Annotated in this window: 14 protein-coding genes and 2 pseudogenes; 11 read left to right on the top strand and 5 right to left on the bottom strand. The window is 38.9% G+C overall.

Annotated elements, in window-relative coordinates; translation table 11 throughout:
• Window positions 1-206: 206 nt before the first annotated feature.
• From ACFILU_RS08650 to ACFILU_RS08640, 3 genes are all read left to right on the top strand, one after another.
• On the top strand, window positions 207-812 hold the full coding sequence (locus ACFILU_RS08650; RefSeq protein ID WP_273790911.1) for a YqaA family protein: 606 nt from the start codon (window positions 207-209) through the stop codon (window positions 810-812).
• Window positions 813-824: 12 nt separating this feature from the next.
• Window positions 825-1,397: a disulfide bond formation protein B gene (locus ACFILU_RS08645; protein WP_375675607.1), complete on the top strand. Its 573-nt coding sequence runs from the start codon at window positions 825-827 to the stop codon at window positions 1,395-1,397.
• A gap of 297 nt (window positions 1,398-1,694) precedes the next feature.
• Window positions 1,695-2,219, top strand: a complete 525-nt coding sequence (locus ACFILU_RS08640; protein WP_273790913.1) for a type II toxin-antitoxin system PemK/MazF family toxin — start codon at window positions 1,695-1,697, stop codon at window positions 2,217-2,219.
• Between the two features lie 1,073 nt (window positions 2,220-3,292).
• Here ACFILU_RS08640 and ACFILU_RS08635 read toward each other — a convergent pair.
• The gene (locus ACFILU_RS08635; protein ID WP_375675606.1) at window positions 3,293-3,505 is read right to left on the bottom strand and encodes a hypothetical protein; all 213 of its coding nucleotides are present in this window, start codon (window positions 3,503-3,505) and stop codon (window positions 3,293-3,295) included.
• 269 nt (window positions 3,506-3,774) lie between these two features.
• Window positions 3,775-4,128: a hypothetical protein gene (locus ACFILU_RS08630; RefSeq protein ID WP_375675604.1), complete on the bottom strand. Its 354-nt coding sequence runs from the start codon at window positions 4,126-4,128 to the stop codon at window positions 3,775-3,777.
• Window positions 4,129-5,506: 1,378 nt separating this feature from the next.
• On the opposite strand from ACFILU_RS08630, the gene ACFILU_RS08625 reads away from it, so the two are divergent.
• Window positions 5,507-6,316 carry a VIT1/CCC1 transporter family protein gene (locus ACFILU_RS08625; protein WP_375675603.1) on the top strand — a complete coding sequence of 270 codons (810 nt, stop codon included), beginning with the start codon at window positions 5,507-5,509 and terminating at the stop codon, window positions 6,314-6,316.
• 259 nt (window positions 6,317-6,575) lie between these two features.
• A complete protein-coding gene (dut, locus tag ACFILU_RS08620) occupies window positions 6,576-7,106 on the top strand; it encodes a dUTP diphosphatase (protein WP_375643289.1) in 531 nt (176 codons plus the stop codon).
• 816 nt (window positions 7,107-7,922) lie between these two features.
• On the opposite strand, the gene ACFILU_RS08615 is transcribed toward dut, so the two are convergent.
• Both ACFILU_RS08615 and ACFILU_RS08610 read right to left on the bottom strand, forming a co-directional pair.
• On the bottom strand, window positions 7,923-8,516 hold the full coding sequence (locus tag ACFILU_RS08615) for a biopolymer transporter ExbD (protein WP_375675602.1): 594 nt from the start codon (window positions 8,514-8,516) through the stop codon (window positions 7,923-7,925).
• Window positions 8,513-9,415, bottom strand: coding sequence for a MotA/TolQ/ExbB proton channel family protein (locus ACFILU_RS08610; RefSeq protein ID WP_375675601.1), 903 nt, complete (start codon window positions 9,413-9,415; stop codon window positions 8,513-8,515). The genes ACFILU_RS08615 and ACFILU_RS08610 overlap by 4 nt, the downstream gene beginning before the upstream one ends.
• A gap of 998 nt (window positions 9,416-10,413) precedes the next feature.
• On the opposite strand from ACFILU_RS08610, the gene ACFILU_RS08605 reads away from it, so the two are divergent.
• Entirely contained in the window at window positions 10,414-10,752 is a 339-nt protein-coding gene (locus ACFILU_RS08605) for a YqjD family protein (protein WP_375675599.1), read from the top strand.
• A gap of 3 nt (window positions 10,753-10,755) precedes the next feature.
• Window positions 10,756-11,199 carry a hypothetical protein gene (locus tag ACFILU_RS08600; protein WP_375630955.1) on the top strand — a complete coding sequence of 148 codons (444 nt, stop codon included), beginning with the start codon at window positions 10,756-10,758 and terminating at the stop codon, window positions 11,197-11,199.
• Window positions 11,200-11,782: 583 nt separating this feature from the next.
• Here ACFILU_RS08600 and ACFILU_RS08595 read toward each other — a convergent pair.
• Window positions 11,783-12,526: pseudogene (locus ACFILU_RS08595) on the bottom strand (nuclease).
• A 158-nt stretch (window positions 12,527-12,684) separates the two neighbouring features.
• Between ACFILU_RS08595 and ACFILU_RS08590 the strand changes: the two are divergent.
• The 4 genes and pseudogenes from ACFILU_RS08590 (at window position 12,685) to ACFILU_RS08575 (ending at window position 16,506) form a co-directional block, all read left to right on the top strand.
• Window positions 12,685-13,032, top strand: a complete 348-nt coding sequence (locus ACFILU_RS08590; RefSeq protein WP_375675597.1) for a TrbC/VirB2 family protein — start codon at window positions 12,685-12,687, stop codon at window positions 13,030-13,032.
• Between the two features lie 23 nt (window positions 13,033-13,055).
• On the top strand, window positions 13,056-13,379 hold the full coding sequence (locus ACFILU_RS08585) for a type IV secretion system protein VirB3 (RefSeq protein WP_375675596.1): 324 nt from the start codon (window positions 13,056-13,058) through the stop codon (window positions 13,377-13,379).
• A pseudogene (locus ACFILU_RS08580) lies at window positions 13,379-15,733 on the top strand (VirB4 family type IV secretion/conjugal transfer ATPase). Before ACFILU_RS08585 ends, ACFILU_RS08580 begins: the two are co-directional and overlap by 1 nt.
• Complete coding sequence (locus tag ACFILU_RS08575; RefSeq protein ID WP_375675594.1) at window positions 15,730-16,506, top strand: type IV secretion system protein; 777 nt, start codon at window positions 15,730-15,732, stop codon at window positions 16,504-16,506. The pseudogene ACFILU_RS08580 and the gene ACFILU_RS08575 overlap by 4 nt, the downstream one beginning before the upstream one ends.
• Window positions 16,507-16,519: the final 13 nt, after the last annotated feature.

Here is a 16,519-nt window from a genome sequence, read left to right as displayed (position 1 = left end):
CAGGACTATAAAAGATAGACTTGTCGATTATTCCTTTGCACTATATGAAGAAGCACAGATTCGTCAACAGAAGACTTCTCATTTTTTAAGAATTCATATCATTTTCTTATCTATTTTATGGAATATTTTCTTTATTGGATTTCTCTACCGGATTTATAGCAATCTCATTTGTAAAGTCTTTACCTCTTAAACTTATAAAAAACCTCATGATATTAAACAAATTAAAGCTTTGGACGATTTCTTTAGCAAATCGGCGTACAGCACCACACTGGCTTGGTTTCATTGCCTTTATTGAAAGTTCTGTTTTTCCAATTCCCATAGATGTTTTATATATTCCGATGCTTCTTATCCATCAAAAGCGGGTTTATCGCTATGCTTTGATTGCGACAATCTGTTCTGTATTAGGAGGCATTGCCGGTTGGTTTATCGGACATTTTGCCTATGATACCCTTGCCAAACCCATTTTAGAAATTTATGGTAAGGTTGAAAGTTTTGAATCTCTGAAAAATAGTGCAACCCTGCAATTTCTAATCATTTTACTGATAACATCAGGTTTTTTTCATCTTCCCCCCATCAAGATTGTCACAATTTTGGCCGGTGTAATGAGTGTACGTCTTGAACTTTTCATGCTTATTTGTATTTTTTCTAGAGGCGCTCGTTTTTATCTTCTCGCGTGGCTGATTAAACATTTTGGACAAAAAGCAATGAATTTTTTAGTACAGCATTTCAAATGGATTGTTCTCATTGGTTGTGTTAGCCTCCTTTTAATTTATGGGATTTTCATAGCTTTTTTAAACAGGAAGCTTTTATAAGGAACAGACTTAATGGCATGCGTTTTGTCTTCTCACCCACTTTTACACAAGCACCTTCATCTTGAACCAAGCAGAAAAGAACAAAGTTTGTGGGCTTTTTTTCTTGCTTTTTGCTTGTCTGCCACAATAGGTATTGCCCTTGGTTTTGAACATTTCGGAGGGTATCTTCCTTGCGATTTATGTCTCATAGAGCGTTTCCCCTATTATGGTGCCATACCATTTTTGCTCTTAGCAGGTTTTGGGGCATATTTTTTTCGCATAACTGCTTGGGTACAACTTTTATTTTTGTGTGTTTTTGTCTTAATGTGCATCAGCCTTGTTTTAGCCATTTATCATGCGGGTGTTGAATACGGCTTTTGGGCTGCTCCCCTCAGTTGTGGTTTAAGCGCAGTGAGAAAAACCTCAGACATTAACCAGCTGCTCAGCCAATTAAACAACATTCATCCCCCTTCTTGTTCTGAAGCATCCGCACGCTTTCTTTTTCTTTCATTTGCCGGTTGGAATGTCGTCTCAAGCCTATTTTTCAGCCTTATAAGCCTCTATGTTACTTCAAAAGGTATTCTTTCAAGCAATAAAAAACTCTAACCATAAAATAGAAACGAAACCGCGTTCACTCGTTTTCTCCAATCGCTTCCCCCCTAACCAACAACTCTCCAGTCACCAATCCCCACCCAAAACCACCCACCGCCAAACCAGCCCACCAACACCAACGAGTCACCAACATCCCTCCTCTAGCGTTGTACTCAAAAGACAAAAATAAGCAGATACATCCATTTTATGGTTTCACCTCTCTGTACTTATAAGCAACATTTTGATAAAAACTCGTGATAGAAAAGCCGTAAAATAATAAGTGAGGGGACCAATAAATATAAATGGTCTGCTATGGCTGAAGATAAGAACACAGAGCCTTCTACCCTATCACCTATTTCCTTAGATATAACCAAACTTGAAGAACCATGTGTTATGATGGAACATGATCATAATGCATGGCGCGAGCATATAAAAGAAAGAGATTTAAATGCGCCTTACGAAAAACCACCTCATATAAAACCACGAATCAAATCGGCACCACGCATCAGGCAAGTTTTTTGGTGCGATTTTCCTCATGATTCGATACTCCCTGAATTTTGGAAAAAGCGGCCTGTTTTAGTGCTTTCTAAGAATGCAAAATTATATGGAAATGTGACAGTTTTACCTTTTTCAACGAAATCACAACCCAATAATCCCGCTGCGTATCCAATACAATCTCCCATAGAGAATAAAAAAGCGTGGATTATCTGCAATTATGTCACAACAGTTTCTGTAAGTCGTTTAAGTTGCTCACGTACCGTTCCAAGGTTATCCTGCGAAGATTTTCATAAAGTTGTAGCTCTGATGCTCAAATATTTACCGCATTTACAGTATTGACTTTTGAGAAAAATAAGTGTACCTATATCAGCATACACGGCATCAGTAATGGTGGCCGCTTCCCCGCAAGGGGAGATAGGAACGAAGGAGTGGGAAACCGCTCCTTTCGTCATTTTTGGTATTTTTTTGAAAACTGCCATTTTTTGCAACCTTCCCTAGAACATATCCAACATTCATTCTCCACCGTTGTTGTTTTGAAATATCTGCGATTTGGGGTAAGCAGAAGACAATATCCACACCTTGGATCCGGTAAAATTTCCCATGGAGATTACCGAGATATTGTACATACTTATCATTTCATTGCACAAAAAATCGTGCTGCCGTTGCTTAAACTTTATATGATTTTCCGCAATGGGAATATCTTTCCAAGATTGAAAAAAAGCTTCGCTTTATATGACCACACCTCAAACGATCGTATTTGACGAGATAACAAAGAAAATTCTCTAATAAACCAGAAATCAACACCCGACCGATTTCTATCTCTTCACCAAAAACAATTGTTTATTGCCCTAACCACATTATTTCACCGGTCACATGACCTAACATAGCTTTTGCAGATAGATTTTCTTCCCTGTTCTCCTAGAAACGATCTATGCTATTTTGGGATTTACTGCTGAATTGCTTATGCTTGCACTTTGAATGCCTTTTTTCTCACCATATAAAAGGTAGATAAAAAAATAATTTCGTTTATCAGCTTTATTTTAAAGACACACCTATTTTTACAGGATACGTTTTCCTTTCTATCAGCCCTATCGCATTTAATACACTTGTCGTTTCTAAACATGAACCACCAAGCATCACAATGGAGCAATAGACACCCATCACTTTCATGGGCACTTGCATTGACAAGAGATAAACAAGAGTATTGATCATCACACACGGAGCAAAAATCTATAGCGACTACGCCATAGACTTTCGCCACGCACGGGTTATTCTTAAAGCATATTTATGATAAGATAATCATTTATGACATCCTTTTTGTTACGCCAAAGAACGGGTTTTGCTAACTAGTTTTACTATTGTGCAAATTTTTCAAGAGAAATCCTCACTCGCTCATAGATGACAAGATTTCTTTATGGAGAAAGCGTATGGCGCTCAGCTTTGACCTTTTCCATAACAAGGATAAGTTCAAACTTTAACCAACACGACAATACACCTACTCTCAACGATTTACGCACCACCTCATCCGCAACAGGCTGCTCCAATATCGGTGTATTTATCGGTGCATTGACTTGAGGATTTTTTGCACTTCCACGCACCGTAAAAAAAGAAAATATTTTTCTCATATTCAGCTCCAGTTCAGTTAATCTGGATTTTAAAATGACCAAAAAAATCAAACAAAAATAGAGAGGTAAGTTACGAAAACTACAGGGTAAATTTTACTGCCCTAAAATGTCTATTTTCCCCCGCCTGAACAGTCAGAGGAACACTATAAAAATTATTTTCATTGAAAAACAATTACTTATAATCTAGGGAAGAAAAGTAAAAATCTCCCCCAGAAAAAGAGTTTATCTTCAAAATTATCAAAAAAAGCAGCACAATTTTAGTGATCTTTTTATTTTTTTTCTTTTGATAAAAGAGAGCTGGCAGGTGTCTTAGGCGCCCCTCCGGTAGGTTCCCAATTCGCAACAGCCGCTAATTCCTCAATGAGCTTCTCTCTTGGTAAATTATCATCATCCACCAACTTGTACTGAACGGCATGTTCACTAAGCCACTTTATAAGCGTTCCTTTAACAGTTTTACCACCCTCAGCCTCACTCACCGCTTCCCATGCCGCAACAATAGCAGCAAGCTTTGGAGCATAACGTGGATGCGTTGGATCTTGAAACGCATATTTTTGATCCTTAACGTCACGAGAATTATCCTCAGGGAAAAAAATGGAGGGTACAGACCACGCGATGAAAGCCATTTTTTTAAATCATCAACGAGAACATATGAGGAATATGTCTCTATATAATTAGAAAAACTCGACCATTCTATCTTTAATTGATCGTCTTTTCCTGCCTGAACTATGGCATTATAAGCTCCTCGGAAACAAGCAGTTTTCTCTGATGATACGGAAAGGTTATCTTCGTAAATATCACTCTTTTCTGGTTCTGTTTCATCGTGAAACAAACACTTTCCTGGATTTAATCCAACTATTAAAAGCGCTGCCTGCGGTATTGTTAGTTTGTGCAAACCCAAAAACCATTCTAAACTATCAACAATTTCCATAGAGTTCCTCTTTTTTCTGCACAATTTCGCTCTTTTTTAAAAACATCAAAAACGTTTGTTAACGCGTAGAGATTATGCAATTTTCACATTTCAACTCATCCCATACTTTAAATAAAAACACAGCACCCACACCCCTCCTTGTGATCCACAAGAAAGTGATTTGAATTGATTCAATATAAGAAGTTTTGAAATGAGAGGAATCCTACTGAATTTTGGGCTTTCATACAAGATATCAGGCAAGTTACAAGGCGATAAATGCCCCTTCATAAAGCATAAATTTTTATGCGTGATCAAACAATTTGATATGATGATATCTCTTTCATTTATGCACTCCCACCCTTAAACCTGCCCCTGCAATTACAGCACAAAAGATAATTCGTTACACGCTAACAAATCCACCTAAATGCAAAAGCTGTAACAACGCTAAAATGCGCGTAAATATCATAAGAATACTGTCTTACACCTCCACAAGCAGAATGAGTGGCGTAAAACTGTACAATAAAATGCCATACCTATAATGAACCGTGCTAAAGACTGTCGCAACACTGGGAGCTAAGGTGTATGATGATGCCAGCTTGCTCTTTTATGAAGCGTAAAGATTAAGAAGACTCAATGGAGTTTATATTATTTCATGGAAATTTTGCGGCTCTACCCTTCTATACTCTTCACGGGGCCCCTCGCGAAATGGGCTTTTATCCCTTGAATAAAGATCTCCTTTAAAAGAATCATTTCAAATTCTAAGAGCTGTTACAGTCTTTTGAACGCATCAAATGAATGATGATGCTAGCTTATTCCTTTCCTATATTCTCGAGCATCAATACATTAGAATGCTCCATTCAAACGCCCCTGTAGCAAAATAAAGCACATTGTCTCTTAAATTTTTTCACGTAATCATTTCTTTCATGCGCCCCTGTCGTCTCCATTTAATGAATCTCCTTGTACTTTCTCAGCATCCCATCACCTTTTTTCTCAGTGCAACCTTTTTGTAATTTGTCAGTTTTTAACTTTTAGATTGACTTTCGGTTTATTTTTCTTATGTTTTAGAATTATTCTAAAGTGCAGAGGAACAGAAAATGTTGAGATCGTTTTTTTCATTTGTACAACGTAAAGCTCTGTCCTTTCGTTCAGCACAAAACGTGATACTTAAAGCGCTCAAATTAAAAGAGCAACATGCGGCGCTCTATTTAAAATATGCAAAAGCTCTAGAACCTTATTCCTCTAAGGAAGCCGCGGTTTTTACCGCTATGGGGCTTCAAGAGCTTAAAAATTATAAGCAACTTTTGTGCCTTTCTTGTCATAATCGTGCAAACACTATCGGTTCATTATGTGACAGAACTTCTCTTGTGAAAGGAAAGAGCCGCCATCCCTCCCAAAAAACAACAGCGGCAAATCACACCATAAAAAAACCTTCAAAAACGCAAAGACAAACACTTTTGACTTGGATTCAACCAGGTCTTGCAGGGTTAATGGATGGCTCTGTCTCCACCCTTGCCCCCATTTTTGCCGCAGCTTTTGCCACGGGAGACACGCATCAAACTTTTTTGATAGGGCTCTCAGCTTCAATTGGTGCGGGACTTTCAATGGGTTTTACAGAAGCAGCCCATGATGACGGCAAATTATCAGGGCGTGGTTCGCCATTAAAAAGAGGTCTTGCCAGCGGCATCATGACAACATTAGGAGGACTAGGTCATACTCTTCCCTATTTGATCAACTCTTTTTATGTAGCGACAATTATTGCTTTTATCATTGTTTTTTTCGAACTAGGCGCCATCGTCTGGATTCAGAACAAATTCATGTCCACTCCCTTTTGGCGCGCCTCTTTACAGGTCATCATTGGGGGAGCTCTGGTTTTTGCCACGGGTATTCTTATCGGTAGTATCTAAAAAATCTTATCTGTAACCATAATTTAGATCTCAAATAAGCGCATGCCCCTAGGTATAAGCCATCCTTGATGATGCCATTATTGAAAAATGCCATTGATAATGTTAGGTGGTGTTGTGGAATATTTTAGGTAAGTAAGAGATGATAAGCAAGCTCTGGGGACAACCTATATCCACACACCTTTATCGACTTGGTTTTATAGATATCTTTTGTTAAAGTATCATTTTCTTCTAGACCTCATATTTTGGAAATGCCTCGATCATGTCGCACACTGAAACAAACGCCTCTCTAAACAACCATCCTGTCTCTTCTCAATCTTCACGTGCCCAGACTTTATTTGTTCAGCGTCTTGCACACGGACAAGGTTTAGAACTTCCTTGCTACGCGACAGCAGGTTCTGCGGGTCTTGATCTACGGGCAGCAATTGGAGAAGAAGAAACGCTTGTTCTTGCCCCTGGGCAGCGGGCACTTATTCCAACAGGTCTCATTTTTCATTTATCTCTTGGGTTTGAAGCACAAATACGTCCACGCTCTGGCTTAGCCTTAAAACACGGCATCACATGCCTCAACACTCCAGGAACGATTGATAGTGACTACCGTGGTGAAGTCAAAGTCCTTCTTATCAATTTAGGACAAGAAGACTTTTCAATCCAACGGGGCATGCGCATTGCCCAAACAGTCATCGCCCCCGTATCTCAAGTTAATGTTTGCGCCATTGAACCAGAGCAAAATACCCAAAGCCATAACGAGAGCCGTGGAACAGGAGGTTTTGGTTCAACGGGACACACTTAAGAAGCTCTGAAAAATCGCTCCTCTCAAAATAACACACATACTTATTCCAACCACTCTTTCACTTAAAACCCCTTGTGCTTTTAAAGTGCAGAGGGAATGCGCATTTGCTTTCAAAGTTTTTTCACTAAACACACCTCTAAACAATCATCTCTCAATTACGTCTCGTGCGCTATACAAAACTTCATTATCACCAGATACCCCTCCCCCATAACAAAAACATTGGCATTAACCATTGAGCGTTCACACACCACTTGTAATGTCGACAATCTATACATCATATTGATTTATAATAATAATGAATTGTCTTTTAACTTAAATGAGAAATCTCAATACTGTAAGATTGTTTCATGGCAAGCCTATTTATATTAAATCAATCAAAAGCATGTTTCTCACATTCCAAACGTGGTTAGCATACAGATAAAAACTGAAAAAATGCCTACAATGAATACGTATATTAACACTGTCTTGGAAAAAAATATAAATACGATAATGGTGCTCGCTTACTCTTTTATTAAGCATAAAGAGAGTGAGGTTCGATAGATTTTTTGATTATTTTACGGGGGCTTTACGGTTATACCATTTATGAACACCGCCGCAAAAAGGGCTTTAAGATGTATTAAGACACACAACAATCGCCTCTGCTGTTTTCTTGATCGCACCTCTTGCGGCAAGATGAGTAGTGCTTAATCCTAAAAAACCGATCTAATATACCAAACCCATGCGTATTTGGTTTAATAAATCCACGGACCCCTCATCAATTTCACTCTACGACTTTGAGTAATATGCTTTGCTTCCTGCAACAAAGGCTGTTTTTTATCACTGATCAGAGGCATCGGCTGGAATATTAGCGTTTCCCGCAGTGCCCGTTATTACGGCATCCACATGCCCCACAACGTTACCACCCGCGCTACCGCCCGCTCCATCGACAGCAGCATCCACTACCCCTGTTGTTTTATTATTGATCTCACCTCTTGAGACAAGATTGGTAGAGTTTTGCAATCCTACAAGACCGATTTTATGATATCCAGCCATGCGTATTTGATTTAATAAATCGATGACAGTACCATAATCAATTTCGCTATCCGCTTTGATTAAAATTTTTGCCTCTAAATTTTGCGTAGTTTCCCTCAACAAAGCTTCTCTCAAAGCTGCTTGTTCTACAAGATGATCACCAATGTAAAGAGAACGATCTTTTTGCAACGTAACATAAAGAGGTTCATCAGACTGAACCACTGAAGGTGCTTGAGTTATAGAAGGAAGCTGAACGGAAATGGCAGATGTTGCCAAAGGCGCTGCAACCATAAAAACAATAAGCAACACCAATACAACATCAATAAAAGGGGTCACATTGATTTCGCTTTGCAACCCACTCTCGTCTATATCCCAATCATTATTAAGGCTTGCTTTCATTTTTTATGACTTTTCTGTTGTCTTTGTCTATCAAGTTCACGGCTCAAGAGCCTTTCAAGAGCAGCAGCGATATCACCTAAATCATTGCGATAACCACTCAAAGCACGCATAAGGCTATTATACATAACAACGGCGGGAATAGCCACAAAAAGCCCAACAGCCGTTGCGAATAAGGCTTCAGCAATTCCAGGCGCCACCACATCAAGTCGCGTTGTTTGAGACTGAGCAATCCCAATAAAAGAATTCATAATTCCCCAAACAGTTGCAAAAAGACCAACAAAAGGAGCAATTGCGCCAATAGTTGCAAGAACAGCGCTTCCACATGCAACACGGCGTGTAGCAGCCAGCAAGCAGCGTGACAAAAGTGAATGAACCCTTTCTTTTAAACCTTCATGAACATCGCGAGCCTTAGCATCGCGAACATCGCGGGAAACATCTTCATATTGATTGCTCTCCTCATAAAAGAGAATATCTTCAATCGTTTGTGCCCTTTCCTCTGTACTGTTTTTTTCACCAGAGCTTTCGTTTATCCCTTCAGGAGCAGAAAAATGAACCTGTTGTGCAGAAAGATACACCTCTTTAAGGACTTCTTTGAGAAAAAACACACCAGCCCCTTTGCTTTCTTTCAAGCTAGCTGCCAAACGCGTAAGAGTCTGAGCATTTAGAACCAATTGAAGTTCATGACGTACTCTTCGTTTTACCAAAGTGATCTCAACAATTTTCACAAAAGCAATTGTCCAAGACATAAGTGAAGCAAGTAACAAAATAATGATAACGGCTTTCACCACCCAATCAGCAGCCATAAACATAGAAAGAGGAGAAAAATCATGTACTGTCAATACAGCAGACATATTATCTAAAGGGACTGTTTTATCTAAAGGGACTGTTTCAGATTCCATTTTTATCTCACATTCTTGTGCTCTTATCTTTATTTATGAGCTGGATCGTCACCCCGCATAGCATCACTGTTCCAAAATGCCACTACCCTTTTAACGTCACTTGTGTATTCCTCTTAAGAAAGAAAACTTGATAAATCAAGTATAGTTTTATTCCACAAGCTCTCTCTTAATTCTAAAGAAATTACTCAAGAAATTTTTCTCTAACAATTCAACAAGTTTATCTTACCCAATCAATTTATTGCATAAATTAGGCAAAATGATAAACTTACAAGAAGTATCGCATATAATATTTTAATTTATAAGAATAATTTATCATCGTTCCTGTTAAATAAATCTCTCATATCGCAAAGTTTCTCTCATTTCAGCGGCTCTTTTAAATCCAACAAAATATTTTCTTACATGAAACAAGCAGCAAAAATATCATAAAACTCTTGAAGAAAAGGATACGCACATCTCTAAAAACCCGTGCACTGAAGTCCCTATCCTAAAATAAAAATATACCTTACGTTTAAAAAAAGAACTATCGCAATATCTTAAACTGACCAAAAGTATCATGGGGAGCGCGTGTTGCCCCCAAATACATAGAGAGCAAAGAGCCGCAATATTATTTTCTTTTTCTTCTGCAAAAGCATAAAAATGACATTATTTCTGCCGCAAAATCGCAACAACGATGTTTTTTACCTGTCACAAGCCTAAAAAATAAACCTCAACAAGCTTTTTAAAAAACTTTTACAAAAAACTGCGCCACGAGAAACTGAAGAATGGTGCTAAATTACTGCAAAAGCATAAGACAATTCTCAACAGATGCGACCCTTTACAGACAAAGCATATCGTATAGGAAAGATTTATTTTATCAAAAACAGTTTTAAATTCGACAAAATGAAAGGAACCAAAAAAAGCTTTTGGCGTTACTCAAGCAGTGAAAATTTTCACTCCAATGCAAATGATCACTATGAACACACCAATACAAATATAATGAATCAAGAGGGAAAAATACCATGACCCATAATAAAACAACACAGCACGATAAATCAGCCGTAGAAAAAGACCAACAAAAAGACCTACAAGGACAATTAGAAACGTTACGCACTGAAATTTCAGGGATTACCTCAACCCTAACAGATCTTGGTGCAAACAAATTCAACGCCGCCAAAGACAAAGCGGAAAAACTATATCACTCAGCGAAAGAAAGTGGTGAAGACATGATGTCTCAAGCAAAAGACAAAATCAGTGATCTTGAACAAACCATGAATCAATGCGTTCGCAAAAATCCTGGCAAAAGCGTTTTGTTTGCCGCAGGGGTTGGTTTTATTCTTTCTCAATTACTGCGTCGTTAAGCAATGCATAAGTTTATCGCGCCTCTTTTAAACCATCTTGTCGGTGGAGGGCTTAAAAGCACAGTCAAGCAAGTACGCCTTCAAGCAATTTTCTATGGGTTTATTGGCATTTCATTCTTCATGTCTTTGCTTTTTTTATGTACCATCGGTTTTATTGCGTTATGTTCTGTTATGAAGCCTCTTGCTGCCGCCAGTATCATGTTTTTAATTTGTCTTTCTCTTGCAGGATTAGGTCTTATTATCAGTCGCGTTCTCAAAACTTATCAACGCTATGACCAACAAAAAAAGACAGAAGAACAACGCCACAAACTCATGACAGATGCGACCGTTTCCAGCCTTGCAGCTCTCAGTCAACATCTCCCTTTTGCCAAATTGGGTGTTCCCATTCTCGGACTTGCAACTTATTTTTTGTGGAAAAAAGATAAAAAAGACCGCTTTTCAAAGTAAAATATGTAAAACTGTCACTCTAAATTCCCCCTCAGTGTGCTTTCTTTTATAGCAAAAGAAAGCACATTTTTTTCCTCATAGTCTCTTTAGCTTCTTCAAAAGCCTGAAAAAAAATCCTCTTCATTTTGCTAAAAATTCCATAGAACCGCTACACTCTCTTTCAGATTGCAACCCATATTTCATGAACATAACAACATAAGGCAAAACTTACATTAAAAATTCTGGTTTGATTTGAAGCAATTGGTTGTTTTTTGAAGGCAAGGTGTTTTCAGTTTTACCTTTTCTCTATTTTTTCATAAACCTTTTTTCATGACCATAGGTCACATCAGTAGTTTGCATGTGTTGAGATTTTTCTGAACACTCATGTTTGTTACAATGACTATTTTGTTTAGGGGAAGGAAACGCGCTCTCCCATAGCGCTGTAGTGAGCAACCTATATGCGTAAGCGAGCTTTAAACACAACAATTTTCCATAACGAGCGTTGTCCACCAAGGACTGTGTGGATTATAATTAACTTTTTTCTGATAAGATTCGCAGTAGAATATTGTCTTGATTTTTAAATAGCGCTTGAGAGAACGCTTTATTAATTATGGTCAATGGGATTATAGCTTCCATGATCTCTTCGCCAATCTTCTGGTTGTTGAAATTGGCTCGACCATAAACCGTTTTGTGCTTTTTGAGCAGCAGATTGTAAGTTTTTATAGTCTGCTGGGGATGGAAAATGATGCTGATCTTTTGTCAACACCATCAACCCTTCTGCCAACCCCAAACGTGCCAGATCAACCCCATCTACAAAACATTGTGCATAATGAACCTATTGAACGACACGTGCTTGCCGAAAAGTAACCTTTTTATCAATTGTTTTTGAGACAAGCCACGCCGTAACAAAAGCGCCGCAAGGCCACTTAACTCCGTTGCGTGAGGCAAATTGCCTCATTTCACAGCTTTCCACACCATATAAGCGGATATCACGGATGATCTTTTTTCTCCACTCATCATCTACAAGCGTAATCATTTTAAAGGTCACACCACTTGTAACCTGTATAGCACCGGAATAGACCGGCACATTTTCTTCATAAAATTGTGATGCGAGTGGTTCTGGATGCAATACCACATTTTGTTGGTTTACGTCTTGTTGGTTTGCATAATCTATCAATTGTGACTTCGGATTTTGAACGGGGTTTCCAATTGTCTTTTCTGATCCTTTTAAAAAAGAAGTTTGAGTAAGTTGTTCATTATATTGACTTAAATAAAAGTATCCTAAAATAATAATACAAATTAAGATAATATATTTAGGCGCTGATCGAAGATATTTTAAAAGTATCATTTTGAATATTGCTGTATTTTATTGTTCATTAAATAATAAAAGATTAAATATTATTAATTTATCGATAGAAAAAATATTTTTTTCATTTATATGATTCCCGATTAATATTTTGAATATTAATTTTATGATCAACTTAAACATAAAGCGGGGGAATTTTCATGAAAAACATGAATAATTCGTTCATTAATGAACATACCTTACAAAAAACTATTCTATCCAACACCCAGAAGAAATGGTTAACAGCAGCATTGATGCTGTTTATTGCCTTCATGGCACTGAGTGAGCCAGCATTTGCTGATGGTGACTTCGGAAAAGTTGACGATGCGCTTCAAAAAATAATTAAAGCTTTAACAGGAAACATTGCAAAATCAATCGCAACCATTGCCGTTGCTGGTATTGGGCTTGCATGGATTGCTGGTTATGTTGAAATGCGTAAAGCTTTTTTCGTTTGTGTTGGCATCGGCATTGTTATGGGTGCATCGCAAATTGTATCAATGCTTTCCTAATTAAACTTTAGCTTTTCAAAGCCATGAAAGAGCGCGATAAGCTAACAGAAGATACGTTATTTCTTGCTTGCACGCGCCCTGCAATGATCGCAGGCGTGACGGTGGAAGCTATGGGATTAAATGCGATAGGAACGATGATATTGTTTATTGTGATAGGCAATATTTTTCTTGTAACCATTGGTATTGCCATGCATTTCATATTCAAGGAAATCCTAAAGCATGACCATAATAAATTTCGTATTCTTCTGACATGGCAAAAGACATCTATTTTTGCCAGAAACTCTAGTCTATGGGGTGGGGGAAGTATTTCTCCATTACGATTAATTCGTAATTATGAGGAATTATAATGAATGCTGCTCAATACAAACGTGAAAAGCAGCCAGAGGCGATCATTCCTTATGTGCGCCATGTCAACAAGCACATCATTGCGCTGGATTCACGCGCTCTCATGAGCGTTATTAAACTTGAAGGCATTAACTTTGAGACAGCGGATATTATTGATCTGAATGTGCTTCACGAACAGCTCAATAATCTGTTTAAAAACATAGCGGATGAACGGATAGCGCTTTATAGCCATATTATCAGAAAGCGTGAAACCGTTTATCCGGATGGGAATTTTAGATCGGCATTTGCCAAGCAATTAGATGATAAATATCGCGAGCGGATGGTTTCACAGGAGCTTTATCGCAATGATCTTTATCTTTCGATTTTGTGGAATCCACACGTTGATCAAACGGATAAATTAATGGAGTTTTTCAAACGTTTAGGCAAAGCCAAGCAAGAAAAGACAGAAGTTGATACAGAGTCCATTTGCAAGCTTGAAGATATTACAACAGATCTTATTCAAAATTTAGAGCGCTATGGTGCAAGAAGACTGAGCCTTTATGAACATGAAGGCAATATTTATTCGCAGCAAAGTGAGTTTATCCACCAATTGGTGGGAGGTCGTCGTGAACGTATCCCCCTCACATGGGGAATGATAGCTTCGACTGTTTATTCAGACCGTCTCATTTTTGGGAAAGAGATCATAGAAATACGCTATGAGGCGGAACAGCGGTTTGCGGGCATGTTTGGTTGGAAAGAATATCCAGCAAAAACCAGGGTAGGCATGGCGGATGGTTTGCTCACCCTTCCCTTTGAGTTTATTTTCACCCAATCTTTTGTTTTCAAGAACAAAAACATTGCCAAGCAGATTATGGGGCGCAAACAAAACCAAATGGTCAATGCAGGAGATCGAGCAGGCTCACAAATTATGGAACTGGATGACGCGCTTGATGATCTTGAATCCAATCGTTTTGTTTTAGGGGAACATCATTTATCATTGGCAGTTTTTGCTGATACGCCACAAGAGTTAGCGGATAATCTTGCAAAAGCGCGTTCTCGTCTTACAGATGGTGGGGCTGTGATTGCGCGGGAAGATTTAGGGTTAGCAGCAGCTTGGTGGGCACAATTGCCTGGCAATTATGCTTATCGCACCCGCTCTGGTGCAATAACAAGCCGCAACTATGCAGCGCTTTCTCCTTTTCATTCTTTTCCGGTTGGAAAAATAGATGGCAATGTGTGGGGACCGGCGGTAGCCTTGATGAAAACCTCTGCTGGTTCACCGTTTTATTTTAACTTTCACTTTGGTGATTTAGGCAATACGTTTGTTTGTGGTCCCTCTGGTTCTGGGAAAACGGTTATTGTCAATTTTCTTTTAGCACAACTTCAAAAGCATGATCCCAATATGGTCTTTTTTGACAAAGATCGGGGCGCGGAGCTTTTTGTCAGAGCGGGTGGTGGCACTTATATGCCCTTGAAGAATGGTAGACCGACAGGCATAGCACCGCTAAAAGGCTTAGACTATAACAATCCAGCAGATAGAGTTTTTTTACGCCAATGGATTATAAAGCTTGTTTCGTCTGAAGATCAAAAGATCAGTGAATCAGAAAGACAAGATATCACGGCGGCTGTTGAGCAGCTTGCCTTGTTGCCAAAAGAACAACGGACGATCTCCGCCTTACAAATGTTTTTTGACGCATAGGGAGGGGATATCGGGTCGTTTAGAAAGATGGTGTAAAGGCAATGCCTTAGGGTGGGTTTTTGACAATCCTGATGACGACATGGCATTGATGCAAAATTTATTGGTTATGACATGACGGATTTTTTAGACAATGATGAAATTCGTCCACCATTGATGATGTATCTTTTTCATAGGATTTTGTCTCTGATTGATGGGCGTCGTATTATCATTGTCATTGATGAGTTTTGGAAAGCCTTAGAGGATGATTCCTTTAAAGCCTTTGCGCAAGACAGGCTGAAAACTATTCGTAAACAAAATGGTTTGATGTTGTTTGCGACACAATCTCCCAAAGATGCGATCAATTCGACCATTGCTCACACCATTATAGAGCAATGTCCCACACAGATTTATTTTCCCAATCAAAAGGGCAATCATGGGGATTATGTAGAAGGTTTTAAATTATCGGACAGAGAATTTAACCTGATACAATCAGAATTAAGCCGTGAGTCACGGCGTTTTCTCATCAAACAAGGACAAAGTTCAGTTGTAGCAGAACTAAATTTACGCGGCTTTGATGATGAAATAGCCATTTTAAGTGGCACCACCAAGAATATTGAACTCCTAGAGACCATTATGGATAAAGTTGGACAATCTCCAGAAAAATGGCTTCCTATTTTTCAAGAAAGGTCAAAACAATGAAAAAACTTTTATTGGCAACAGCTCTTTGCGCAATTTCTTTTGGACCTCAAGCAAATGCATTTGGAGGTGGTCCCTTTGATTGGAGCATACTGCAGCAAAACATAGGGCAACTTGAACAATTGAAGCAACAAGTTGATAAAGCAAAACAGCAAGTTCAACAAGGTGCACAACAGCTTGAGCAATTAAAGAGCCAACTCGATCAAGCGAAACAATTATATAACTCCTTGAATGTCAAGCCTGACATTTCGGGATTGAAAGACATGTTTAACAAGCAAGGGAGCAGTGGCGCCCTCCCTTCAGATTTCAACCACTTTCAACAATCGATGGGCAGTGGCGGCGGCGGCAGCGGCGGTGGCGGTGGCGGCAGCAAAAACACGCAAAAATGGCAAGAAGAACTCTTATACAAAGAGCCCGCGGGGGGTGCAGGATCAAAAGAAGCAGTAGATGCTTTTTACGCACAAGAAGTGAAAAAAGCCGAACAGCGCATAGTAGGACAGGCAGCCAAAGGCCAAGACGTCTACGAAGAAGCCAGTGAAACACAAAAAAACATTACCAAGCTCCTTGACGAACTTGGAAGTACTGAAGATGCGGGTAAAATTCAAGGCATTCAAGCACAATTAGCAGCGGTACAAGCAGAACTCCAAACAAAAATACTCCAAATGCAAGCTGCCATGATGATTCAACAAGCGGAAGAAAAAGCTGCAGAAAAACGTGAAGCGGAAGAATTTAGAGCACGATACAGAGCTTTGGCCAAAAAACTGCGTGGTCAATAAAGAGTAAAAAAGA

Origin of the sequence: Bartonella sp. CL100XZDX (assembly GCF_042195375.1) — a bacterium.
Lineage (GTDB): Bacteria > Pseudomonadota > Alphaproteobacteria > Rhizobiales > Rhizobiaceae > Bartonella.
This window is presented reverse-complemented; position numbering and strand designations above follow the sequence as displayed.

Coding starts and splice junctions, on each gene's coding strand:
- ACFILU_RS08650 (WP_273790911.1), top strand. CDS start 207: ATGATATTAAACAAATTAAAGCTTTGGACGATTTCTTTAGCAAATCGG.
- ACFILU_RS08645 (WP_375675607.1), top strand. CDS start 825: ATGGCATGCGTTTTGTCTTCTCACCCACTTTTACACAAGCACCTTCAT.
- ACFILU_RS08640 (WP_273790913.1), top strand. CDS start 1,695: ATGGCTGAAGATAAGAACACAGAGCCTTCTACCCTATCACCTATTTCC.
- ACFILU_RS08635 (WP_375675606.1), bottom strand. CDS start 3,505: ATGAGAAAAATATTTTCTTTTTTTACGGTGCGTGGAAGTGCAAAAAAT.
- ACFILU_RS08630 (WP_375675604.1), bottom strand. CDS start 4,128: ATGGCTTTCATCGCGTGGTCTGTACCCTCCATTTTTTTCCCTGAGGAT.
- ACFILU_RS08625 (WP_375675603.1), top strand. CDS start 5,507: ATGTTGAGATCGTTTTTTTCATTTGTACAACGTAAAGCTCTGTCCTTT.
- dut (WP_375643289.1), top strand. CDS start 6,576: ATGTCGCACACTGAAACAAACGCCTCTCTAAACAACCATCCTGTCTCT.
- ACFILU_RS08615 (WP_375675602.1), bottom strand. CDS start 8,516: ATGAAAGCAAGCCTTAATAATGATTGGGATATAGACGAGAGTGGGTTG.
- ACFILU_RS08610 (WP_375675601.1), bottom strand. CDS start 9,415: ATGGAATCTGAAACAGTCCCTTTAGATAAAACAGTCCCTTTAGATAAT.
- ACFILU_RS08605 (WP_375675599.1), top strand. CDS start 10,414: ATGACCCATAATAAAACAACACAGCACGATAAATCAGCCGTAGAAAAA.
- ACFILU_RS08600 (WP_375630955.1), top strand. CDS start 10,756: ATGCATAAGTTTATCGCGCCTCTTTTAAACCATCTTGTCGGTGGAGGG.
- ACFILU_RS08590 (WP_375675597.1), top strand. CDS start 12,685: ATGAAAAACATGAATAATTCGTTCATTAATGAACATACCTTACAAAAA.
- ACFILU_RS08585 (WP_375675596.1), top strand. CDS start 13,056: ATGAAAGAGCGCGATAAGCTAACAGAAGATACGTTATTTCTTGCTTGC.
- ACFILU_RS08575 (WP_375675594.1), top strand. CDS start 15,730: ATGAAAAAACTTTTATTGGCAACAGCTCTTTGCGCAATTTCTTTTGGA.